The sequence below is a fragment of the Comamonas sp. UBA7840 genome (assembly GCF_002501455.1).
GTDB lineage: Bacteria > Pseudomonadota > Gammaproteobacteria > Burkholderiales > Burkholderiaceae_C > Comamonas > Comamonas jiangduensis.
Window position 1 is genome coordinate 67957 of record NZ_DLTI01000012.1, and the last position, 22361, is coordinate 90317.

At 58.0% G+C, this 22361-nt stretch carries 25 protein-coding genes and 2 tRNA genes; 6 read left to right on the forward strand and 21 right to left on the reverse strand.

What is annotated here, in order from left to right:
- The 3 genes from coaE (at position 1) to B3R00_RS02540 (ending at position 1702) form a co-directional block, all read left to right on the forward strand.
- On the forward strand, positions 1-609 hold the full coding sequence (gene coaE / locus B3R00_RS02530; protein WP_286997249.1) for a dephospho-CoA kinase: 609 nt from the start codon (positions 1-3) through the stop codon (positions 607-609).
- A 94-nt stretch (positions 610-703) separates the two neighbouring features.
- Positions 704-1459 (forward strand): cell division protein ZapD, encoded by a 756-nt coding sequence (zapD, locus tag B3R00_RS02535; RefSeq protein WP_286997251.1) that lies wholly within the window; start codon positions 704-706, stop codon positions 1457-1459.
- A gap of 27 nt (positions 1460-1486) precedes the next feature.
- Positions 1487-1702: a DNA gyrase inhibitor YacG gene (locus B3R00_RS02540; protein ID WP_286997252.1), complete on the forward strand. Its 216-nt coding sequence runs from the start codon at positions 1487-1489 to the stop codon at positions 1700-1702.
- A gap of 84 nt (positions 1703-1786) precedes the next feature.
- Here B3R00_RS02540 and B3R00_RS02545 read toward each other — a convergent pair whose 3' ends face one another.
- The 4 genes from B3R00_RS02545 to secA form a co-directional block, all read right to left on the reverse strand.
- Positions 1787-2251, reverse strand: a complete 465-nt coding sequence (locus tag B3R00_RS02545) for an NUDIX domain-containing protein (RefSeq protein ID WP_286997253.1) — start codon at positions 2249-2251, stop codon at positions 1787-1789.
- 16 nt (positions 2252-2267) lie between these two features.
- A complete protein-coding gene (locus tag B3R00_RS02550) occupies positions 2268-3158 on the reverse strand; it encodes an ATP-binding protein (RefSeq protein ID WP_286997382.1) in 891 nt (296 codons plus the stop codon).
- A 326-nt stretch (positions 3159-3484) separates the two neighbouring features.
- Entirely contained in the window at positions 3485-4714 is a 1230-nt protein-coding gene (gene argJ / locus B3R00_RS02555) for a bifunctional glutamate N-acetyltransferase/amino-acid acetyltransferase ArgJ (protein ID WP_286997254.1), read from the reverse strand.
- Positions 4715-4837: 123 nt separating this feature from the next.
- On the reverse strand, positions 4838-7561 hold the full coding sequence (secA, locus tag B3R00_RS02560; RefSeq protein ID WP_286997255.1) for a preprotein translocase subunit SecA: 2724 nt from the start codon (positions 7559-7561) through the stop codon (positions 4838-4840).
- A gap of 232 nt (positions 7562-7793) precedes the next feature.
- Here secA and B3R00_RS02565 point away from each other — a divergent pair, with 232 nt between their 5' ends.
- Positions 7794-8120: a hypothetical protein gene (locus tag B3R00_RS02565; protein WP_219163740.1), complete on the forward strand. Its 327-nt coding sequence runs from the start codon at positions 7794-7796 to the stop codon at positions 8118-8120.
- A gap of 63 nt (positions 8121-8183) precedes the next feature.
- On the opposite strand, the gene B3R00_RS02570 is transcribed toward B3R00_RS02565, so the two are convergent.
- From B3R00_RS02570 to petA, 7 genes are all read right to left on the reverse strand, one after another.
- Positions 8184-8259, reverse strand: a tRNA-Thr gene (locus B3R00_RS02570).
- A 66-nt stretch (positions 8260-8325) separates the two neighbouring features.
- Positions 8326-8401: transfer RNA gene (locus B3R00_RS02575), tRNA-Thr, on the reverse strand.
- 48 nt (positions 8402-8449) lie between these two features.
- Complete coding sequence (locus B3R00_RS02580) at positions 8450-8992, reverse strand: ClpXP protease specificity-enhancing factor (RefSeq protein WP_286997256.1); 543 nt, start codon at positions 8990-8992, stop codon at positions 8450-8452.
- Positions 8993-9043: 51 nt separating this feature from the next.
- Positions 9044-9655 carry a glutathione S-transferase N-terminal domain-containing protein gene (locus B3R00_RS02585; protein WP_054067369.1) on the reverse strand — a complete coding sequence of 204 codons (612 nt, stop codon included), beginning with the start codon at positions 9653-9655 and terminating at the stop codon, positions 9044-9046.
- Positions 9656-9762: 107 nt separating this feature from the next.
- Complete coding sequence (locus tag B3R00_RS02590; protein ID WP_286997257.1) at positions 9763-10521, reverse strand: cytochrome c1; 759 nt, start codon at positions 10519-10521, stop codon at positions 9763-9765.
- An 18-nt stretch (positions 10522-10539) separates the two neighbouring features.
- Positions 10540-11955, reverse strand: coding sequence for a cytochrome b (locus tag B3R00_RS02595; RefSeq protein WP_286997258.1), 1416 nt, complete (start codon positions 11953-11955; stop codon positions 10540-10542).
- A gap of 15 nt (positions 11956-11970) precedes the next feature.
- Entirely contained in the window at positions 11971-12567 is a 597-nt protein-coding gene (gene petA, locus B3R00_RS02600) for a ubiquinol-cytochrome c reductase iron-sulfur subunit (RefSeq protein WP_286997259.1), read from the reverse strand.
- A 146-nt stretch (positions 12568-12713) separates the two neighbouring features.
- Here petA and mscL point away from each other — a divergent pair, with 146 nt between their 5' ends.
- On the forward strand, positions 12714-13142 hold the full coding sequence (mscL, locus tag B3R00_RS02605; RefSeq protein WP_286997260.1) for a large conductance mechanosensitive channel protein MscL: 429 nt from the start codon (positions 12714-12716) through the stop codon (positions 13140-13142).
- 66 nt (positions 13143-13208) lie between these two features.
- Here mscL and pdxA read toward each other — a convergent pair whose 3' ends face one another.
- From pdxA to B3R00_RS02620, 3 genes are all read right to left on the reverse strand, one after another.
- Positions 13209-14276: a 4-hydroxythreonine-4-phosphate dehydrogenase PdxA gene (gene pdxA / locus B3R00_RS02610; RefSeq protein ID WP_286997262.1), complete on the reverse strand. Its 1068-nt coding sequence runs from the start codon at positions 14274-14276 to the stop codon at positions 13209-13211.
- A 48-nt stretch (positions 14277-14324) separates the two neighbouring features.
- Positions 14325-15083, reverse strand: coding sequence for a Nif3-like dinuclear metal center hexameric protein (locus B3R00_RS02615; protein WP_286997264.1), 759 nt, complete (start codon positions 15081-15083; stop codon positions 14325-14327).
- A gap of 85 nt (positions 15084-15168) precedes the next feature.
- Entirely contained in the window at positions 15169-16500 is a 1332-nt protein-coding gene (locus tag B3R00_RS02620) for an MFS transporter (protein ID WP_286997265.1), read from the reverse strand.
- Positions 16501-16868: 368 nt separating this feature from the next.
- Here B3R00_RS02620 and B3R00_RS02625 point away from each other — a divergent pair, with 368 nt between their 5' ends.
- The gene (locus B3R00_RS02625) at positions 16869-18017 is read left to right on the forward strand and encodes a trypsin-like peptidase domain-containing protein (protein ID WP_286997266.1); all 1149 of its coding nucleotides are present in this window, start codon (positions 16869-16871) and stop codon (positions 18015-18017) included.
- A gap of 233 nt (positions 18018-18250) precedes the next feature.
- On the opposite strand, the gene tatC is transcribed toward B3R00_RS02625, so the two are convergent.
- The 7 genes from tatC to B3R00_RS02660 form a co-directional block, all read right to left on the reverse strand.
- Positions 18251-19045, reverse strand: a complete 795-nt coding sequence (gene tatC / locus B3R00_RS02630; protein WP_284214105.1) for a twin-arginine translocase subunit TatC — start codon at positions 19043-19045, stop codon at positions 18251-18253.
- Between the two features lie 120 nt (positions 19046-19165).
- The gene (tatB, locus tag B3R00_RS02635) at positions 19166-19663 is read right to left on the reverse strand and encodes a Sec-independent protein translocase protein TatB (protein ID WP_286997267.1); all 498 of its coding nucleotides are present in this window, start codon (positions 19661-19663) and stop codon (positions 19166-19168) included.
- Positions 19664-19703: 40 nt separating this feature from the next.
- Entirely contained in the window at positions 19704-19937 is a 234-nt protein-coding gene (tatA, locus tag B3R00_RS02640; RefSeq protein WP_286997269.1) for a Sec-independent protein translocase subunit TatA, read from the reverse strand.
- Positions 19938-20041: 104 nt separating this feature from the next.
- Positions 20042-20419 carry a histidine triad nucleotide-binding protein gene (locus tag B3R00_RS02645; protein WP_286997270.1) on the reverse strand — a complete coding sequence of 126 codons (378 nt, stop codon included), beginning with the start codon at positions 20417-20419 and terminating at the stop codon, positions 20042-20044.
- A 64-nt stretch (positions 20420-20483) separates the two neighbouring features.
- The gene (locus tag B3R00_RS02650; RefSeq protein WP_286997272.1) at positions 20484-21524 is read right to left on the reverse strand and encodes a patatin-like phospholipase family protein; all 1041 of its coding nucleotides are present in this window, start codon (positions 21522-21524) and stop codon (positions 20484-20486) included.
- A 46-nt stretch (positions 21525-21570) separates the two neighbouring features.
- Positions 21571-21963: a DUF4870 family protein gene (locus B3R00_RS02655; RefSeq protein WP_174862962.1), complete on the reverse strand. Its 393-nt coding sequence runs from the start codon at positions 21961-21963 to the stop codon at positions 21571-21573.
- A complete protein-coding gene (locus B3R00_RS02660) occupies positions 21960-22358 on the reverse strand; it encodes a phosphoribosyl-ATP diphosphatase (protein ID WP_286997273.1) in 399 nt (132 codons plus the stop codon). Before B3R00_RS02660 ends, B3R00_RS02655 begins: the two co-directional genes overlap by 4 nt.
- Positions 22359-22361: the final 3 nt, after the last annotated feature.

Below are 22361 nucleotides of genomic sequence, written 5' to 3' on the forward strand. Positions count from 1 at the left end.
ATGCAGCGTGCTCGACGTATAGGTTTGACCGGCGGCATCGGCAGCGGCAAAAGCACGGTCGCCCAAATTTTGGCGCAGGCGGGCGCTGCCATCATCGACGCAGACGCCATCTCCCGCAGCCTGACCTCCGCCGGCGGGCTGGCGATTGCCCCCATCGAAGCAGCGTTTGGCCCGCAAGCAATCGATGCGCAGGGCGCACTCAACCGCGCCTTCATGCGCGACCTGATTTTTCAAAACCCTTGCGCCAAGCAGCGCTTGGAAGCGATTGTTCACCCCCTGATTGGCACCCTGACCGAACGCCAAGCTTTGCAAGCCGAAGCGTGCGGCACCCGGCTACTGGTCTTTGATGTGCCACTGCTGGTGGAGTCTGGGCGCTGGCGCCAGCAAGTCCACGCCGTGGTGGTGGTGGACTGCGAGGAAGAGACCCAGATCCAGCGCGTCATCGCGCGCAATCGCCTAGAGCGTGCGGCGATAGAAAAAATCGTGGCAGCACAGGCCACGCGCACGCAGCGCAGAGCCGCTGCAGACTGGGTCATCTACAACGAGGGGCTCGATTTCGCTGCATTACGTCAAGAAGTGCTATCAATTTCGGCACAGTTACAGCTATGATGGCAGCCAATGCGCCTGTAACACTTGGCATGCTTCGTGCACAGACGCTGCCAACACCCATTTTTTCGCCTGAGCCTACTGGGATACTGTCAGCGTGATTCTTTACGAGTACCCTTTCAACGAACGCTTACGCACTTATTTGCGACTGGAACAATTGTTCCGGCGTTTGTCCGAACTCGTCACGCGCGAATCTCCCGTAGATCACCACTTTGCGCTGGCCACCATCTTTGAGACGATGGAAGTTGCGGCCCGTGCCGACCTCAAATCGGATCTGCTGCGCGATTTGGATCGCCACAAAAACATGTTCGAAGGCCTGCGGGACAACCCCGCCATTGCCCAAGACATGCTGGACAACATCATTGCCCAGCTCGATCAGTGCTACAGCGCGCTACACGCGCAAAACGGCAAAACCGGCCAGCCACTGACAGAAATTGATTGGTTGATGGCTATTCGCAGCCGCATCAGCATTCCCGGTGGCACCAGCAGCTTTGACCTGCCTGCCTACCACCGCTGGCAAAACAAACCCGCGCATGAGCGCCAAGCCGACTTGCAGCAGTGGACACAGTGCCTCAAGCCATTGTCCGATGCACTCGGGCTGCTGCTGGGCTTGCTGCGCCAAACCGGTTCTCCCCAAAAGGTCGCGGCCAGCAACGGGCAGTTTCAACAAGCACTGCCTGCAGGCAAGGCCTACCAACTGCTGCGCCTGCGCATCCATCCAGACTCCGGCCTGATTCCAGAGATCAGTGCTAACCGCTTGATGGTGTCGGTGCGCCTGGTGCGCCCTAACGAAAGTGGCAGCCTGCAATCGACCACGGAAAACGCGGCTTTCGAGCTGACCTTGTGCGCATAACTGCAGCCTTGTGTCAGACTGCACGGCATGAGCGAGAACACCGCACCCAACACCCCACCTACGGTTGCATGCCCCACCTGTGGCGGCCCCAGCTTGTTTGCACCCAGCAACCCCTCACGCCCGTTTTGCAGCGTGCGTTGCAAAGACATTGATCTGGGCGCCTGGGCGGCCGAAGCGTTTCGCGTGCCCGCGCCGCCGCCGCAAGACAACCCCTTCGGTGATCCGCGCACCGAGAGCGACTAAAAACCATAGCTGCTTGTGCTGATAAAAAAAGGGATTGCAATACGTTTGTACTGCAATCCCTTTATTTTTGAGCGCTAGCAGCTCTTATTTTTGCTGCTCTGGCACTGCGTACACGCTGGCATCAAAAGGCAGGCCGCGCTCTTCGCTCAGCCACTGCAGCACGGGCAGCGAACCCTCCAGCACCGGGCGCACGTGCAGCGGCAACTGCTGCCAGGCCATTTGCTGGCCTTCGCGCATCTCAAAATCACCCTCCCACTGCGTGATCTTGCACCAGTGCAGGCGCACCAGCGCATGGCTGTAGGCGTGCTCGGTCACCTTCCAGGCCATGCAGTTCGTGATGGTAATACCCAGCTCCTCCTGCAACTCGCGGCGCAGGGCCTGCTCCACGGTCTCACCCGCTTCAAGCTTGCCGCCGGGAAACTCCCACCAGCCCGCACGCGGCTTGCCCTCCGGGCGGCTGGTGATCAGCAAGGCCCCGTCGCTTTCGCGGATCAGCACGCCCACGGCGACTTCGGTATGTTGGCGTTCAGTCACAGAGGAATCGGTCACAGTCAAACTATCTTTCTTAAATTTCCGCGCCGTCGGTCAAGCCTTCGACGTCGGCAATGCGTTGGTGCGGGGCCGCCGCACCTTCGTTGCGGCCCGCGTAGTCGCGCGCAAACTGCTGGGCCACACGGCCGCTGCGCGAGCCACGCTCCAGCGCCCAGACCAGGGCTTCAGGCTCTGCGGCTTGGATGGCGTCGTCAGGCAACCCCATGGAACGCAGCCACTGCGCCACCACGCGCAGGTATTCGTCCTGGCTGAAGGGGTAAAAACTCACCCACAGGCCAAAGCGCTCGGAGAGCGAGATTTTCTCCTCCACCACCTCACCGGGGTGGATCTCGCCGTCCTTGCCCTTGGAGGTTTGCAGGTTGTCGCTCATGTACTCGGGCAACAGGTGGCGGCGGTTGCTGGTGGCGTAGACCAGCACATTGGGCGTGGCGGCGCTGACCGAGCCATCCAGAATCGACTTCATGGCTTTGTAGCCAGGCTCGCCCTCTTCAAAGCTCAGGTCGTCGCAGTAGATGATGAATTTTTCGGTGCGACCGGCGACCACGTCGACGATGTCGGGTAAGTCCGTCAAATCCGCCTTGTCCACCTCAATCAGGCGCAGCCCCTGCGGCGCATAGGCGTGCAAGCAGGCGCGAATCAGCGATGACTTGCCCGTGCCGCGCGCGCCCGTCAGCAGCACGTTATTGGCCGTGCGCCCTTGCACAAACTGCTCGGTGTTGCGCGCAATCTTGTCTTTTTGGCCGTCAATGTTCTGCAGGTCCGACAGCTGCATCGCCCCCACGTGGCGCACCGGCTCCAGCACGCCGCAGCCGTTGGCACGCTTGCGGTAGCGCCAGGCAATCGCGGCACTCCAGTCAGCGGGCGCTTGCAGGGGCTGGGGCAGCACCGATTCAATGCGCTGCATCAGCTGCTCGGCACGCTCTACCAAGCGCTCCAACGGGTTTATCACATCTTGCACTGTCTGCCTCCATTCATTTTTTTGATAGCTGTTTGCGCCTGATTTCAAAGCATTTCAAATAGAAAACACCTTGAAATCATTGATTCACCAGCGCCAATAGCTCCTAAAACACAAAGGAGCCACCAGGCTCCTCATTGCGTTTGCAGCGTTGCACAACACTCAGCCCGCCTGTGCTGTGCAGGCGCGGCGCAATCGTCCAGACAGTGGCAGCGCCACGGCAAACGATTGCCACCAAGCCTGCAGGCCATTGCGCTTGGCAACACCACCGCTCATCAAGAGCGGTAGTCGGCGTTGATGGTCACGTAGTCATGGCTGAAGTCACACGTCCACACCGTCTGGCTGGCGGTGCCACGGCCCAGGTTCACGCGCACGGTGATTTCTTGCTGCTTCATCACGCGCTGGCCATCAGCTTCTTGGTAGCTGGGGTTGCGCCCGCCATCGACCACCACGTGCACATCGTCCAGGTACAGGTCAATCTTGGTCTGGTCCAGATCGGCAATGCCGGCGTAGCCCACAGCAGCCAGAATGCGGCCCAGGTTCGGGTCTGAAGCAAAGAACGCCGTCTTCACCAAGGGCGAATGGGCAATCGCATAGGCCGCCAAACGGCATTCTGCTTCGGTCTTGCCGCCGTCAATCTGCACGGTGATGAACTTGGTGGCACCTTCGCCGTCACGCACAATCGCTTGGGCCAGCAAACGCGCCACGTCCTGCAGCGCCGCTTTCAAAGCCTGGGCATCGGCGCTGTCCCAGTTGGTGATTGCAGCGTTGCCCGCCTGGTGTGTGGCTACCAGCACGAACGAATCGTTGGTGGAGGTGTCGCCATCGATCGTCACACGGTTGAAGGAGCCGTCGGCCAGTTCCTTGACCAAATCCTGCAGCAACTCCGGTGCAATGGCTGCGTCGGTGGCCAGATAGCCCAGCATGGTGGCCATATTGGGGCGAATCATGCCAGCGCCCTTGCTGATGCCGGTGATGTGCACGGTCTTGCCACCCACTTGCAACTGGCGGCTGTAGGCCTTGGGCTGGGTGTCGGTGGTCATGATGCCTTCTGCGGCCAATGCCCAGTTATCGGCCTTGGCTGCGGCAATCGCAGCAGGCAGACCAGCCACGATGCGGCCCACAGGCAGCTCTTCCATGATTACGCCGGTCGAAAACGGCAGCACTTGCTGCGCGCTCACGCCCAGCGCTTGGGCCAGAGCCTCACAGGTCTTGCGCGCATTAGCCAGGCCGGCTGCGCCCGTGCCTGCGTTGGCATTGCCGGTATTGATCACCATGGCACGAATGCTTTGGCCTGCCGCCAGATGCTCGCGGCACACCTGCACAGGGGCTGCGCAGTAACGGTTTTGCGTGAACACGCCTGCCACGCTGGCACCTTCATCCAGCAAAAACACGGTCAGGTCTTTGCGGTTGGCTTTGCGCACACCGGCTTCGGTCACACCAATACGCACACCAGCGACGGCAAACAGGTCAGCGGCGACGGGAACAGGCAAATTCACAGGCATTGCAGGGCTTCCTACAGAGAAACAGTTAGACGGCCATTATGGGTAAAAAACCATGCCGCACAACGCAAAACACGGGCCTGCGCCCGTGTTCTTTGGGGATGGCGGTGTTACCCGCTCAGCCGCTTAGTTCAACTTGCCGTGGCAGTTTTTAAACTTTTCACCGCTGCCGCAAGGGCAGGGGTCGTTACGGCCCACGCGCACACCGGGCGGCAACTCAAAGCTGTCGCTCTTGTCACTGTCCGCACTGGCGTAATGCATGCCGCCTTGCACGCTTTCGGCATGCTCTTCAATGCTTTGTGCGGCCTGCTCCAGTTGCTCGGGCTGCTGGATACGCACCGTGAGCAGCACACGCGTCACTTCGTTCTTGACCTGGTCAATCAGCTGGCGGAACAGCTCAAACGCTTCGCGCTTGTATTCCTGCTTGGGCTGCTTTTGGGCAAAGCCACGCAGGTGAATACCTTGGCGCAGATAGTCCAGCGCGGCCAAATGGTCGCGCCAGTTGGTGTCAAAGCTTTGCAGCAGCACCGCGCGTTGGAAGTTCATGAACTGCTCGGAGCCCACCAAATCCAGCTTGCCTTGGTAAACGTCGTTGGCGGCCTTGACACAGGCTTCCAAGATGTCTTCATCGGTGATGCTGTCAGAGGCCTTGACCATGCCTTGCAAGTCCACATGCACCTGCCAGTCGGCCAGTGCTTTTTCCAGCGCAGGCAGGTCCCACTGCTCTTCCATCGACTCGGCAGGCACGTACTGGCGCACCATGTCAGAGATGCAGTCTTCGCGCATGACCGTGATCATTTCGCTCAGATCAGAGGTGTCCAAAATGTCATTGCGCTGCTGGTAGATCACCTTGCGCTGGTCGTTGGAGACGTCGTCGTACTCCAGCAGTTGTTTCCGCATGTCAAAGTTGCGCGCCTCCACCTTGCGCTGGGCCGACTCGATAGAGCGGGTCACGATACCCGCTTCAATCGCTTCGCCTTCAGGCATTTTCAGGCGATCCATGATGGCGCGTACGCGGTCACCCGCGAAGATACGCATCAGCTGGTCATCCAAGCTCAAATAAAAGCGTGAAGAACCGGGGTCGCCCTGGCGGCCCGAGCGGCCACGCAGCTGGTTATCAATACGGCGCGACTCATGGCGCTCGGTGGCGATGATGCGCAGGCCGCCCAACGCCTTGACCTCTTCATGGTCTTTTTGCCACTGCGCACGCAGCGCAGCGATCTGCTCGGCCTTGGTGGCATCATCCAGCTCCGGATTGCCATAAATGGCCGCTTCCTGTTTGCTGATATTGCCGCCCAGCACAATGTCGGTGCCACGGCCCGCCATATTGGTGGCGATGGTGATCATGCCCTTGCGGCCGGCTTGGGCGATGATGTCCGCCTCCTTGGCGTGCTGCTTGGCATTGAGCACCTGGTGGGGCAAGCCAGCCTTGGTCAGCAACTGGTCGATGATCTCCGAGTTTTCAATCGAAGTCGTACCCACCAGCACGGGCTGGCCGCGCTCGTGGCATTCGCGAATGTCTTCAATCGCCGCGTTGTACTTCTCTGGGGTGGTCTTGTAGACGCGATCGAGCTGGTCTTCGCGCTTGCTGGGCTTGTTGGGCGGAATCACCACCGTTTCCAAACCATAGATGCTCTGGAACTCGTAGGCTTCCGTATCCGCAGTACCTGTCATACCCGACAGCTTGTGGTACAGGCGGAAGTAATTCTGGAAGGTGATGGAGGCCATGGTCTGGTTCTCAGCCTGAATGGCCACCCCTTCCTTGGCTTCTACGGCCTGGTGCAGACCATCGCTCCAGCGGCGGCCCGACATCAAGCGGCCCGTGAACTCATCCACGATCACCACTTCGCCGTTTTGCACCACGTAGTGCTGATCACGGTGGTAGATATGGTGGGCACGCAGCGCGGCGTACAAATGGTGCACCAGAGCGATGTTGGATGGGTCGTACAGCGACGCACCTTCAGGCAGCAAGCCTGCGGCTGCCAAAATGCTTTCGGCCTTTTCATGCCCCTCTTCGGTCAAGAAGACTTGGTGGCTCTTTTCATCCACGGTGAAATCACCGGGCTTGGTGACGCCTTCACCGGTACGCGGGTCTGCCTCGCCTTCTTGGCGCACCAGCTGAGGCGCCAGCTGGTTAATGGCTTGGTACATGGTCGTGTTGTCATCCGCCTGACCCGAGATGATCAAAGGCGTGCGTGCCTCGTCAATCAAGATCGAGTCCACCTCGTCGACAATCGCGTAGTTCAACGCACGCTGTACGCGGTCGGCCTTGTCATAGACCATGTTGTCGCGCAGATAGTCGAAACCGTATTCGTTGTTGGTACCGTAGGTGATGTCCGCCAGATAGGCCAATTGCTTGTCTTCACGCGGCGCATTCGGCAGGTTCACACCGACCGACAGCCCCAGGAAGTGGTAGAGCGGGCGCATGGTTTCGGCATCGCGACTGGCCAGATAGTCGTTCACCGTCACCACGTGCACGCCATCACCCGCCAGTGCATTCAAGTACACAGGCAGCGTTGAAGTAAGCGTCTTGCCTTCACCGGTGCGCATTTCAGCAATTTTGCCTTGATGCAAGGCCATGCCGCCCATCAACTGCACGTCAAAGTGGCGCATTTTCATGACGCGTTTAGACGCTTCACGCACCACGGCAAACGCTTCTTCCAGCAAGTCATCCAGCGAAGCACCCTGTGCCAGACGGTCTTTGAATTCTTGGGTTTTCGCTTTTAAGGTTTGGTCATCGAGCTTTTCGAGCTCCGACTCCATCGCATTGATGCGAGCCACCGCCTTGCGGTACTGTTTGAGAAGCCGGTCGTTGCGGCTGCCGAAAAGTTTGGTGAGAAAGTTGACCATGCGAACGGAAGCCGCTTACCAGCGCCAGAAAAAAGCACCAGCAGCAGCCAAATCCCTAGTATAGAGTTGCCATGCAGATGGGCCCACGCAACGTAAAAACAAGAGTCTTTGCGCTGGAAGCCAAAAATTGATTCTAACTGCCGCTCATGCTTTGCCACCAAGAGCACCCTTGCGCCAACGCACAAGCAACAGGCCGACTCATAATGGACAAGCACTCCCGAGGTCCAACGCCATGCATTCGCGCCGCCATATCGCCGTCTCTTTAGAGCAAGCCGCCCAGTCTTCGCCCACCCTGTCCCAACTGGTACGCCAAGCACGGGAAGCGAATGCACGCATGAAAGCGATTGAGCCCCTCTTGCCACCCGGTTTGCGCAACAGCATTCAACCTGGCCCGATCCAAGGCAGTACGTGGAGCCTGATTCTCAAAAACAATGCCGCAGCAAGCAAAGTGCGCTATTTGCTCCCCGCCCTGGAGGCACACTTGCGCACCAAAGGCTGGGATGTTGCGCACATTCAGCTCAAAGTCTTGAGCAGCTCTCCTTGGCAGACTCCGCAGTAAGCAGCTCAAAGCACCATAGCCGCAGTAGGCAAAAAAAAGACCCTTGAGGGTCTTTTTTAAATTTGGTGCCGGTTGTCGGATTCGAACTGACGACCTACCGCTTACAAGGCGGGTGCTCTACCAACTGAGCTAAACCGGCTATCCACGGCACAAGTTTTGCAATTTGCCACCGGGACAAGGTACTTCACCAAAAAGCACCTAAGTTTGGTGCCGGTTGTCGGATTCGAACTGACGACCTACCGCTTACAAGGCGGGTGCTCTACCAACTGAGCTAAACCGGCGAAGACAGAGATTCTAATACAAGTTTTCTACCCAAAAAGGCTTTATACCTATTTGACGCGTTTTAGTGCAGGACGACCTGCACCGCCAGCAGGCGGACGCGGCTCATCATTGCCATCCTCGGCAGGTTTGGGCGCGGAGCTTACCAATTGCATCAATTGCGCAGCAGAAGCGACTTCTTCATCTTGACCCTTCGACGCGATGGACGCGGCAGCTTGTGCACCACGCACATCCAATCCACCAGCATCATCTGGGAACTCCTCCAGCAAATCATCCACGACTGGAAAAGACATACCTTGCCCGGATTCACGTGCATAAATCGCTTGCACACGCTCCACAGGCACCATGATTTCCCGGGGCTTTCCACCAAAGCGGGCTTTGAATTCAATGTATTCATTGCCCAGCTGCAGATTACCTGTCGCGTCATAGCTGACGTTCAGCACGATCTCGCCGTCTTGCACAAACTCGCGAGGCACTTGTACAGAACGATCCACTTTGACTGCCAAATAAGGCGTCAACCCATTGTCCGTACACCACTCATGAAGGGCGCGAATCAAATACGGCCGTGTGGATGTGGTGGTGGGCTCGTTCATGTACAAATTCCAGCAAACAGCAAAAAACTCAAAGATCGCACAGTGCGCAAATTACTTGCGCATGACCTTTTCAGAGGGTGTCAGCGCCTCAATGTAAGCAGGGCGCGAGAAGATGCGCTCCGCATACTTGAGCAAAGGTGCAGCGTTCTTGCTCAGCTCAATGCCGTAGTAGTCCAGGCGCCACAACAGGGGAGCGATGGCGACGTCCAACATGGAGAAGCCTTCGCCCAGCATGTACTTGTTCTTCAAGAATACAGGTGCCAGTTGCGTCAAGCGATCGCGGATGTGCTGGCGTGCCTTTTCCACTTCCTTTTCATTGCCCTTGACGTTGCGTTGTTCCAGCGTATTCACGTGCACGAACAATTCTTTCTCGAAGTTCAGCAAGAACAGACGCACGCGCGCGCGATCTACTGGATCACCGGGCATCAGTTGAGGGTGCGGAAAACGCTCATCGATGTACTCGTTGATGATGTTCGACTCGTACAGAATCAGATCGCGTTCAACCAAGATGGGAACTTGGCCATAAGGGTTCATCGCCGCGATTTCCTCAGGCTTGTTGTACAAGTCCACATCGCGGATTTCGAAGTCCATCCCCTTTTCAAACAGCACAAAGCGGCAGCGGTGGGAATATGGGCAAGTCGTTCCCGAGTAAAGCACCATCATGGCGGAAGCTCCTAAAAATCAAAAAGAGTGGGACGCCTCAAAAGCGCCCACTCTGCTGTAACCGAAGCGCTTCACACTAAAGTGCAAAGCGGCAGCAGTCTATCTATTTATTTAACGTCTTTCCAGAATGCGGCGTTCAATCTCCAGGCGATCAAGATAAAGATGCCCAAGAAAATCAACACACCCACACCGACGCGAATACGGGTATTTTGGGCCGGTTCACCCATCCATTGCAGGAAGTTGACCAAATCACCGACTGTCTGATCGTACTCTTGTGTGCTCATTGTGCCCTGCGAGATGGTTTCCCAGCCCTTGAACACTTGGGTGTTTTGCCCATGCACTTCTACAGTTTCCAGGATCGCGCGACGCTCACCTTGCAATTGCCACAGTGCATGCGGCATACCCACCGATGGGAAGACCAAATTGTTCCACCCTGTGGCTTTGGTGTCATCGCGGTAGAAAGTACGCAAGAAGGTATAGAGGTAATCAGCCCCTGAACCACCCGCTCCTGCACGCGAACGCGCAATCACAGTCAAATCTGGCGGATTGGCACCAAACCAGCTCTTGGCTTGCTTGGGATCGATCGCGGAAACCATGGTTTCTCCCACCTTGTCGGTGGTAAAGAGCAGATTGTCCTTGATCTCTTGATCGCTCAAGCCGATGTCTTTCAATCGGTTAAAGCGCATGAAAGCAGCCGAATGGCAGCCCAAGCAGTAGTTCACAAACAACTTGGCACCATTTTGCAGCGAGGCTTGGTTGGTCGTATCAACCGGCGCCTTATCCAAGGCCACCAAACCACCAACAGCAGCATGCGCGCCACCGGCAATACCAAGCGCTGCGACCAGCGTAAGGATCAGTTTTTTCATTGTTCTTCGCTCCTAGGCTCAGTGAGGCTTGAAAGTCACGCGATCAGGCACAGACTTAGGCGTACCCAACTGGCTCCACCAAGGCATCAGCAAGAAGAAGCCAAAGTAGAACAGCGTACCAACTTGCGACACTCGCTCACCGGTGGGCGAAGGCGGCTGAACGCCCAAGTACCCCAGAATCAGGAAATTCACTACAAACACCGCATACAGGTATTTGTGCCAGCTTGGACGGTAGCGGATGGACTTCACAGGACTCAGGTCAAACCATGGCAGACCAAACAAGATCACCACGGCACCACCCATCACCACCACCCCCCAGAACTTGGCGTCAATCGACAACATCAGCACCACAGCCACAACAGCCGCCCCCACAATAACCAGCTTGAACAAGCCAGCCATCTTGGTCTTCAAGACTGCGAACACTGCCGCCAAGCCTACGCAGGCTACCAACACATACATCATCTCTGTAGTGATGGCTCGCAGCATGGAGTAGAACGGTGTGAAGTACCACACAGGAGCAATGTGCGCGGGCGTCTGCAGCGGATCAGCAGGAATGAAGTTGTTGTATTCCAAGAAGTAGCCGCCGAACTCTGGCGCAAAGAACACCACCGCCGAGAACAGAAACAAGAACACACCCACGCCAAAGATATCGTGCACGGTGTAGTAGGGATGGAAAGGAACACCATCCAGCGGATTGCCCTTGGCATCCTTGGGCGCGCCAGGCGCCTTGATTTCTACACCATCGGGATTGTTCGAGCCCACATCGTGCAGCGCCAGCAAGTGTGCAACGACCAAACCCAGCAGCACCAGCGGCACCGCAATCACATGGAAACTAAAGAAGCGGTTGAGCGTTGCATCGCCCACCACGTAGTCACCACGAATCAAAATCGCCAGATCTGGGCCAACGAATGGAATCGCGGCGAACAGATTCACGATCACCTGCGCACCCCAGTACGACATCTGACCCCATGGCAGCAGGTAGCCCATAAAGGCTTCAGCCATCAGTGCCAGGAAAATGGCGCAGCCAAAGATCCAGACCAGCTCACGTGGCTTGCGGTACGAACCGTAGAGCAACCCGCGGAACATGTGCAAATACACCACCACAAAGAAGGCAGATGCGCCGGTGGAGTGCATGTAGCGAATCAGCCAACCCCATGGCACATCACGCATGATGTATTCCACGGAAGCAAACGCTTTTTCAGCGTCTGGCTTGTAGTGCATGACCAGAAAAATACCGGTCACGATTTGGATCACCAGCACCAGCAGCGCCAGTGAGCCGAAGATGTACCAAAAGTTAAAGTTCTTCGGAGCGTAGTACTCCGACATGTGAACCTTGTAGGCCGAGAAAGCTGTGGGGAAGCGGTTCTCGAACCAGTTCGTCACCTTGGCGCCGGTAGACGCGTTCGGGTCGATGTCTTTGAATTCGTGGGCCATGTCGTTTTAACTCCCTCAAGCCTTGTCTTCACCGATCAGGAGTTTGGTCTCCGACAGGTACATGTGGGGCGGAACTTCCAGATTGTCCGGAGCGGGCTTGTTCTTGAACACGCGACCAGCCAAGTCAAAGGTCGAGCCGTGGCATGGGCACAAGAAGCCGCCCTTCCAATCGGCGGGCAGCGAAGGCTGGGCACCGGTCTGGAACTTATCGACGGGCGAACATCCCAAGTGCGTGCAAATACCCACGCACACCAGCACTTCTTCCTTGATCGAACGCCAAGGGTTGCGGGCATACACAGGGGTAAATTCGCTGGGTTTGCGTTTGGATTCGGGGTCTGCCAGTTGTTCATCCAAAGTGGCCAAATCCGCCAACTGCTCTTTGGTGCGGCGAATGATCCAAACTGGCTTGCCGCGCCATTCAACGGTAATCTTTTCGCCCGGCTGCAGGGCAGAGATATCAACTTCCACCGCAGCACCTGCTGCCTTAGCCTTTTCAGAAGGCTGGAAGGTACTGACAAAAGGAACAGCGGCTGCCACGCCGCCTACCGCGCCAGCGCAGGCAGACGTGATGATCCACGTCCGTTTGCTGGAGTCGACAGGTGTTTCGCTCATGGGGATCCTCGATAAAACATCGCTAGGTATAAGGACAATCGAGAAATTGTAGCGGAGCGAAAATTTGGAATCCAAGCACGCGTCTGACACTCTTCTTGCTTTAGATCATGCAATATGACCTATCTCAACGAAGTGGAGGTGCGCGCATGGGCATGATGCAAGAGTTCCGCGAGTTCGCCGTCAAAGGCAATGTGATCGATTTGGCCGTGGGCGTCATCATCGGCGGCGCCTTCGGCAAGATCGTTGATTCCGTCGTGAAAGATCTGATCATGCCGGTCGTCGGCATGGTGTTTGGCAAGCTAGATTTCTCTAATTTGTTCGTCGTTTTGGGCGATATCCCGACAGGTGTTCCGCGCACTTTGACGGCCTTGCAAGAAGCGGGTGTTCCTGTTTTTGCGTATGGCAACTTCATCACCGTCGCGGTGAATTTCACCATTTTGGCGTTCATCATTTTCATAATGATCAAGCAAATCAATCGCTTGAAACGCCAAGCGCCCGCAGTGCCACCTGAGCCAGCAGCCACGCCCGAAGAGGTTTTGCTGTTGCGAGAAATTCGTGACCAACTGCGCCGCTGAACGTAGCTGTCCCGCCCAACGGCTGGGACTCTGAACGCGCAATAACGGGGCGATCTGCCCCGTTATTTACGCCTGCAGGACGGCTGCACCCTGTGAATGCGCCGACAAGGAGCGCGCCATTTGCACCGCTTGCAGCAGGCTAGAAGGATCGGCCACTCCTTGCCCGGCAATGTCGAATGCCGTGCCGTGATCCGGGCTGGTACGCACCAAGGGCAGACCCAAAGTGACGTTCACCCCGTCTTCGACACCCAAATACTTGATCGGGATCAACCCTTGGTCGTGGTACATCGCCAACACTGCATCAAATTCCCCTGCGTGCCCGTCAACATTCCTTGCGCGCATAAAGATTGTGTCAGGTGCAAATGGGCCCTGCGCATAGATACCCTCGCTCCTTGCAGTGCGCACAGCCGGGGCAATCGTCTCTAGCTCCTCACGACCAAACAGCCCACCCTCCCCTGCATGGGGGTTCAGCCCCGCCACCCCGATACGTGGCGCACGACCCAGCATGCGCAGCAGCGCTTGGTGGGTAATGCGCAGCGTTTGCACAATGTTGTCGTGCGTGACGGCCTCTATCGCTTGGCGCAGCGAGACATGGATGCTTACCAGCACAGTGCGCAGCTCATGGTTCGCCAGCATCATGCGCACCGGCATCTCGCCCACCGCCACGCCCGCATGCTGGGCCGCTTCCGCTTGGAGCAGTTCGGTATGCCCCGGGTAATCTACCCCAGCGGCGTGCAGCGCTTCTTTGTGCAACGGCGCCGTCACCAAGGCTGCAACCTCTGCGCTCAGCGCAGCGCGCGCGGCCCATTGCACACTCAGGGCGGCTGCACGGCCAGCATCGGCGCTCACCACACCCCAGGGCGCAGGGCCCGGTATGCCGGGCAATTGCAGCACGGGCATGCAGCGTGGCGGGACGTTCACCACGTCCTCAGGGCTGTCGATGACCGCGACTGGCAGCGCGCTATCGCCGGCTTGGCAAATCGCCTTGGCACCACGACGCATGGTGGCCACATCCCCCACGACAAAACAAGCTTGCATCACCTGCGGCGCATCTCGAAATGCCTTGGCAATAATTTCCGGGCCAATGCCTGCGGAGTCGCCCTGGGTAATGGCGATGGCTTTTAGTTTCAACATGAAATAGTCCTCTAACGCTTATGCAACAAGCGCTGACAGCTATCAAAATTACGCGGGGTTGTCGATCTCAATAAAGTGATGCGACAGCCCCAGTTGCTGTGCCACCTGCGCGGCCACCGCAGCGGCACCATAACGCTCGGTGGCATGGTGCCCCGCTGCAATGAAGGTGGTGCCCGTCTCGCGCGCCAAGTGCGCCTGTGGCTCCGAGATTTCACCGGTGATAAAGGCGTCTGCACCCGCAGCCAGCGCGCTTTCGTAAAAGCCCTGGGCACCGCCCGTACACCACGCCAAGCGGCGGATGGCGCGCTCTGGTGCTCCGCTGACGCACGTCACGGCCCGACCCAGCACTGCTTGCACATGCGCTGAGAGCGCTGCGGCATTGGCAAAGTCGGCTTCACCCACCATGCCCAGCGCTTGCTCACCAAAGGTTGCATCCCACTGCACGCCCAGCTTCTGGCCCAACTGTGCGTTATTGCCCAGCTCGGGGTGTGCATCCAGCGGCAGGTGATAGGCAAACAGGCTGATGTCATGGGCCAGCAGCAGGCGGATGCGTTCCTTCATCCAGCCGGTGATGCGTCCATCCATGCCACGCCAAAACAGGCCGTGGTGCACAAAGATGGCATCGGCCTTGTCGGCAATGGCCGCCTCAATCAGGGCGCGGCTGGCCGTCACACCGCTGACGATGTGGCGGATCTCGGCTTTGCCTTCTACCTGCAGGCCATTGGGGCCGTAGTCTTTGAAGCGCTCGGGCTGGAGCAAAGCATCGAAATGGGCGAGGAGGTCTTGTCGCTGAATCATGCCAACCATTGTGCCAAGCCCACCATGGCCAGCACATGCACAGGCATAAAAAAGGGCAGCCGAAGCTGCCCTTGGAATATGGCTGGCACCACGTTTAGTGGGCCGTCACCTTCGGCTGCCAGCCACGCGAAGCGATGGGCCAGAACAAGCCAATGGCTGCCCCCAAGACACCCATGGCCGCAACATAGTGCGCAGGCGCCATCACGTCCACCTGCTGCCACATGGACACCAGCATCGGCGTCAAGCCACCGAACACCGCATAAGCCATGTTGTAGGCAAAGGACAGGCCCGTAAAACGCACCGCCACAGGGAAGGCGCGTACGCCCACCACGGGCAACAGCGAGATCGAGCCCACAAAGAAGCCCACCATGGCGTAGCGCAGCACCAGGGTCGATTCACCGGGCAAACCCAGGTAGAAGATGTAGGCCGTCACAGTCATGCCGCCCCAGCCGAACAGCATGGTCAGCTTGGTACCGATCTTGTCGCTCAACCAGCCCCAGAACACACAACCGATGGTCAAGGTCACGGTGGCCACGGCATTGGCCTTCATAGCGTCAGCAGGCAGGATGTGGAAAACCTTTTGCATGTAGGCTGGGGCCATCAGCACCACCACTACCACACCGGTGGACAACACCCAAGTCATCAAAGCCACCAGCCAACTGGCTTCCTTGTGATCGCGCAAGATAGTTTTGATGGGCAGTTCAGCATCAGCCGCCTTGCGCTTTTGCATGTCTTGGAACAAGGGGGTTTCGTGCAAAAAACGGCGCAAATACACCGATACCAGACCAAACACACCACCCACGATGAACGGCAAACGCCATGCCCAGTCGTGGATTTCTGCCGCGCTGTACGTGCTATTGAGCCACACGCCAAAGATGGAACCCAAGAAGATGCCGCCGGTGATGCCGGAGGTCAGCGTACCAATGGCCAAACCATAGTTCTTGGCGGGCGAGTGTTCGGCCACAAACACCCAGGCACCAGGCATCTCACCACCAATCGCGGCACCTTGCAGCACGCGCATCAGCAACAGCAGCAACGGGGCGGCAATGCCAATGGTTTCGTAAGTCGGTAACAAGCCAATCACCAAAGTGGGCACGGCCATCAAGAAGATGGACAGCGTGAACATTTTCTTGCGGCCAATCTTGTCACCGTAGTGCGCAATAACGATGCCGCCAATGGGGCGTGCCAGGTAACCTGCGGCAAAAATGCCCAGCGTTTGCAGCTGACGCATCCAATCGGGCATGTCAGCCGGGAAGAACAATGCGCCCAGTACGTTGGCAAAAAATACGAAGACGACGAAGTCGTAAAACTCCAGCGTGCCGCCCAGAGCGGACAGGCTCAGGGTTTTGTAATCGTCACGGTTCAAAGGACGATGGTGTGCACCACCCGCAACTTGGTGGGCTTGTGCATTCGGATGCTTACTCATGGGGTTGTCTTTCCAGTTACAAAAGGTCAGACAGCGCTAAAACCGGGGCAACGGATAGATGCTTCAAGGCGAGACTGGACTGTTCTTTCAAGCTTCACGGTAATGCAGCTTGGCGTTTCTTGGCCTTCGCGGGTGTGCCAAGGCAAGAGCGAACACAGTGTGGCGCAGTCGAAAAAACATTCTAGGGTTAACACTCATAGGGTTTTGGACAACCATCGCGGTTCACGATGTGGTTTCGCGAAATAGATGCACCCCATCTCTTTGCGCGATGACAAAACACAGCACGCACCACCGATACCCCAAGTCCTGACGCGAGCGCGCATTTGCGCGTACGCTTTCACCATTCACCGCCCTCTGCGAATTACTTTATGAAGCGTTACTGGCTTTTGTTTTCCCAAGCTGTCACCGTGCTGCTGGCGGCTTATTTCATCGTGGCAACCTTGCAGCCCAGCTGGCTCAAACGCGGCGCCACTTACAGCCGTGCAGGCATTTCTTTGCTGGAAGCACCTTCCGAGCCGCGCACCGAGTTTGCGCCCGGCAGCTTGGCCGGCGCCGCCCAGAAAGCCATGCCGGCCGTAGTCAGCATCAACACCAGCAAAGAAGTGCGCCACCCGCGCAGCAACGATCCCTGGTTCCAATTCTTCTTTGGCGATGTGGGCGCGCAGCAACAGGCCGGCCTGGGCAGCGGCGTCATCGTCAGCCCCGACGGCTACATCCTGACCAACAACCACGTGGTGGAAGGCGCCGACCAGATTGAAGTCACCCTGGCCGACAGCCGCGTGGCCGTGGCGCGCGTGATTGGCACCGACCCCGAAACCGATCTGGCCGTGCTCAAGATTGAGCTGGACAAACTGCCTGTCATCGTGCTGGGCAACTCCGACCACGCCCTGGTGGGCGACACCGTGCTGGCCATTGGCAACCCGTTTGGCGTGGGCCAGACGGTGACCAGCGGCATCGTCAGTGCCCTGGGCCGCAGCGAGCTGGGCATCAACACCTTTGAAAACTTCATCCAGACCGACGCTGCCATCAACCCCGGCAACTCGGGCGGCGCGCTGATTGATGTGGACGGCAACCTGCTGGGCATCAATACCGCGATTTACTCGCGCTCGGGCGGCAGCATGGGCATTGGTTTTGCCATTCCCGTCTCGACGGCCAAGATCGTGATGGACGGCCTGGTCAAAGACGGCAAGGTCACCCGTGGCTGGATTGGCGTAGAGCCCAACGAACTGTCGCCCGAGCTGGCGGAAACCTTTGGCGTCAAAGCCAGCCAAGGCATCATCATCACCGGCGTGCTGCAAGCCGGCCCCGCTGCCAAAGCCGGCATGCTGCCCGGGGATGTGATTGTGGAAGTGGACGGCCACAAGATCCGCAACGTGGGCGAGATGATGACTGCTGTGGCTGCCTTGCAGCCCGGCACCAGCGCCCCGTTTGTGGTGCAGCGTGGCAACGCAAGCCTGACGCTGGACATCGTCCCCGCTACGCGGCCCGTGCCGCAGCGCATGCGCCCACAGCGTTAATCGTTAGCCGCTAATGGCCGCAAGCAGCATCAAAAATATGAGCTGCTTGCGCCCACCAATCCATGATTTCCATAGTTATTCATACGCAATCAACGATTTAATAAGCGCCAGAAGCTCTTGTTTTTAATCATTCAGGCATCAGAAATTGCACAAAAAAACCGCAGGCTGTTAACAGCACTGCGGTTTTTTTATGCAGACCCGTTCAGCGCGAATCGCTAGCGGGGCACAAAGGCTCACACCTGATCGGGCTCTGCCTCTTCATCGCCTGGTTTTTTGGAGACCTTGGAAAACCAGCCCGCTCCGATGATGCCCACCTCGTACAGCAAGCACATGGGAATGGCCAGCGCCAGCTGCGAGATCACATCCGGCGGAGTCACCACCGCCGCCACAACAAACGCCAGCACCACAAAGTAGCCACGGAAGCTCTTGAGCTTGGCCACTTCCACAATGCCAAAGCGCACCAGCAGCATCACCACAATCGGCACCTGGAAGGCCATGCCAAAAGCCAGGTACAGCGACAAGATGGCTTCCACATAGGAAGCAATATCGGGCGTAGCGGCCACGCTATCGGGCGTAAAACCTTGGATAAAGCCGAACATCTTGTCCAGCACAAAGAACTGCACAAAGGCAATCCCGACGTAAGCCAAGAAACTGCCAAAAATGATCAAAGGCAGCGCAAACTTCTTTTCATGCGTGTACAGCCCGGGTGCCACAAACGCCCACAACTGGTACATGATCCAGGGCAGCACCGCCAGCATGCCCACCATCATCAGCACCTTCAGCGGCACGAAGAAGGGTGAGAACACGCCCACCGCAATCAGCTTGGCATCGGGCGGCATGTGCGCCTTGATGGGCATCGCAATAAAGTCGATCAAGCCATTGGGGCCAGGCCAGATGGCCAGCACAGCCACCGCCACGGCGATGCCGTAGATGCAATACAGCAGTCGGTCACGCAGCTCCATGAGGTGCTGCACAAACGGCTGTTCAGAGCCGGCCAACTCGTCGTCTTTGGTGGGTTTGGTGGACATGGTCGAAAAAAGAACCGGGCCTCAAGGCCCTGCGGATCAAGAGAAAACACCAGCGCAGCTTTTTGCTATGTTGCAAAAACGACTGCGCTGTCTGTACCAATGCCAAGCGCCCCAGGGCAGTCAGCGCTTGGGCCGAAAGCGCGCCACACGCGCTGCGCCCGATTGCACATGCGTGCGCACACCGGCGCGCGCCTTGTACCAGCGGGGCACAGCGCCGCGCTTGAGGCGGAAGTTTTTCCCGGGGTTTTTATACGCAGGCGTGACGGTGCTGTGACTGTCAAAGCCGCTGTAGTCGCTCGCAGGCGTGCCCACGCTGCCGCTGTTGTAGTCGGACTCGAAATCGGTGGCCGCTCGCCAGTCCTTTTCAAAGTCACTGGAAGCAGTGTGCACGGTCTTCTCGACATCCTGCACCGCCGTCTCCATCGACTCTTTCATCTTCTTGAGCTCATCGAGCTCCATGGAGCGGTTGACTTCTGCCTTGACGTCAGACACGTAGCGCTGCGCCTTGCCAAGCAACGTACCCACGGTACGCGCCACGCGCGGCAGTTTCTCTGGGCCGATGACAATCAACGCCACTGCGCCAATCAGCGCCAGTTTGGAAATACCAATGTCAATCATGCCAACGCCCCTTGCAGGTGCTTGCGGTCATGCTGACGCATCAGCTCTTTTGCTTGGCGTCGACGTCAATCGTGGTCTTGTCGGCGTTGGACTGGTCAGCCACAGCGGTCTTCTCGGCCGTGGCTTCACCTGCGGTGCCGTCCTTCATGCCATCTTTGAAGCCCTTCACTGCGCTACCCAGATCGCCGCCCAAATTTTTGAGCTTCTTGGTACCGAACACCAAAACCACGATCAGCAGCACGATCAGCCAGTGCCAGACGGAAAACGTTCCCATGCGATATCTCCTAACGAATACGAGCCATTTTAGACGGGAGACCGCAACATAGCGCCTGAGATGGCCTTATGTTTACGCGGTATCCCGGTTGTGTCAGCAAAGTGTTAACCACGTTTCCAAGGGCGCGGACCACCCAGCACGTGCACATGCAGGTGGTGCACTTCCTGGCCGCCTTCTGTGCCAGTGTTGACCACCGTGCGAAAGCCGCCATCCGGATAAGGGTTGCAGCCCTGCTCCAGCGCCAGCTTGGGGGCCAGCACCATGATGCGGCCCAGCAGCGCCTCATCAGCAGGTGTCACATGCGCCAGCGAGAGCATGTGCTTTTTGGGCACGATCAAAAAGTGCACGGGGGCAGCAGGGTTGATGTCGTGGAAGGCGAAAAGTTCATCGTCTTCATACACTTTGCGGCTGGGGATCTGGCCTGCAGTGATCTTGCAAAAAATACAGTGGGGGTCGTGCGCAGTGTGTGCGTGGTCGGTCATCGGAAATTCAATCTATCTGTAGCGGAAATGTCAGCACAGGCACCCCAAGGTGCAGGCCTGAAAACTATGGATTGTCCACAATCTGCAAGGTCTCGCGCACCCCCACGTCATCGCGGTGCGCCTGCACCCAGCGGGCGCCTTCTTTGCGGCCCAGCGCAAACAGCTGGAGCAAAAAGCCCATATCTACGCGCGTTTTACTGGCGGCGCCAAAATGGCTCAGGGCTGCGCCACCATCAATGCGGTGCATCAGCACACTTTTGTAGCGTTTTTTGTCCAAGCGCCCCTCAGCCAGCAAGCGGCGTACAAAGTCAATCGCCCGCAGTTCACTGAGCAGGCTCGCGTTGAACATCACCTCATTCATGCGCTCGGCAATATCGCCCGCCGTATCGGGCACGCTGTCATGCTCGATCGGGTTGATCTGCACCAGCAGCATGTCGCTGCAATTGGTCCGGTAAATCAGGGGGTACAGCGCCGGGTTGCCGGAAAAACCACCGTCCCAATAGCGTTCACCCTCAATTTCTACGGCCTTGTACAGCTGCGGCAGGCACGCAGAGGCCATGATGGCGTCCGCACTCAGGCGGTTGCCGCTAAAAATTTCCCCTTTGCCAGTGCGCACATTCGTGGCACAGACAAACAGCTGGGGCATGCCCTCCACATCCCAGGCTTGGGCCAGCATGCCAAAGTCGACCACGCGCTCGAGCAACTTGCGCAGCGGATTGATGTCCAGAGGATTGGTCTGGTAGGGCGAGAGAAACTGGCTCATCATGCCCATGAGCGGGTTGCTCATCACGGGCACACCCAAGGTGAAAGCGCCCATCGCCCCAACGCCCTCCCACAGTTTGCGCAGCGCTGCGCGCGCTTGCTCGCAAGCTTGTACCTGGCGCGCTACGGGGTCATGGGGATGGGCCAGGGCTGCGGATGCAAAGCCTTGCGCCAGCGCCACCGCATTCATGGCCCCCGCGCTGGTGCCACTGATGCCGGGGAAGCGAAAGCCACCGTCTTCCAGCAAGGCGTCGAGTACGCCCCAGGTAAAAGCCCCATGCGAGCCACCGCCTTGGAGCGCCAGATTCAGGCATTGCGGCGGGAGTGGATGGGGCGGGCTCATAAGCAAGCTTTCAGTCGTTGCGGGCGAAGCTGGCGCGCGTTGCCGGTTACTGTGGCAAAGGCTCGTACTTGTTCATGGCGATCATGCCGCGCACGATGCGGTAGAGGAACCAGATGGAGATCAGCACCCAGGCGGGGTTAAACAGGAACAGTCCCAGCAGGAAGAAGGGAAACGTCACCACGTAAAGCACCCCGGCCCAGATGACGCTGCGCAGCCGCCAGGAGAAGTGGCTCTCATGCCATGTGCCGCGTGCGTCTGAGCGTTTGACCAGGTCAATAACCAGCGCCACCACCAGCACCAGCACGCTGATCTGCGCGCCGGGAATGACGGCCCCGATGGCCACGAGCAGATGGAGGATGTAGCTGACCCAGCCCCAGGCCTGGAGGCCATCCAGCGTCGCTTGGTCTACCGCGCGGACTTCCACAATGTCATCGTTCACTCGGGTTTTCCTTCCTGCGCCGCCCGGTCTTTGGCTTTGCGCAATGCTTTTTCTTCCAGCCCGCTGGTGCCTTCACGGCGCTCCAGCTCGGCCACCACGTCGGCAGGCGTGAGCCCATAGTGCGACAATGCAATCATGGAGTGAAACCACAAATCCGCCACTTCATAAAGGATTTTTCCTTTGTCAGCACCGGCATCCACATCCTTGGCCGCCATCACCACTTCGGTGGCTTCTTCGCCAATCTTTTTCAGGAAAGCGTCGGGGCCTTTATGCAGCAAGCGCGCCACATAGCTTTTTTCAGGGTCGCCGCCATTCACAGTTTTGCGGCTTTCAATGACGGCCGCAAGACGGGTCAAAGCACCTTCGACCGATGCAGGGTTGGTAGTTTCAGACATGGT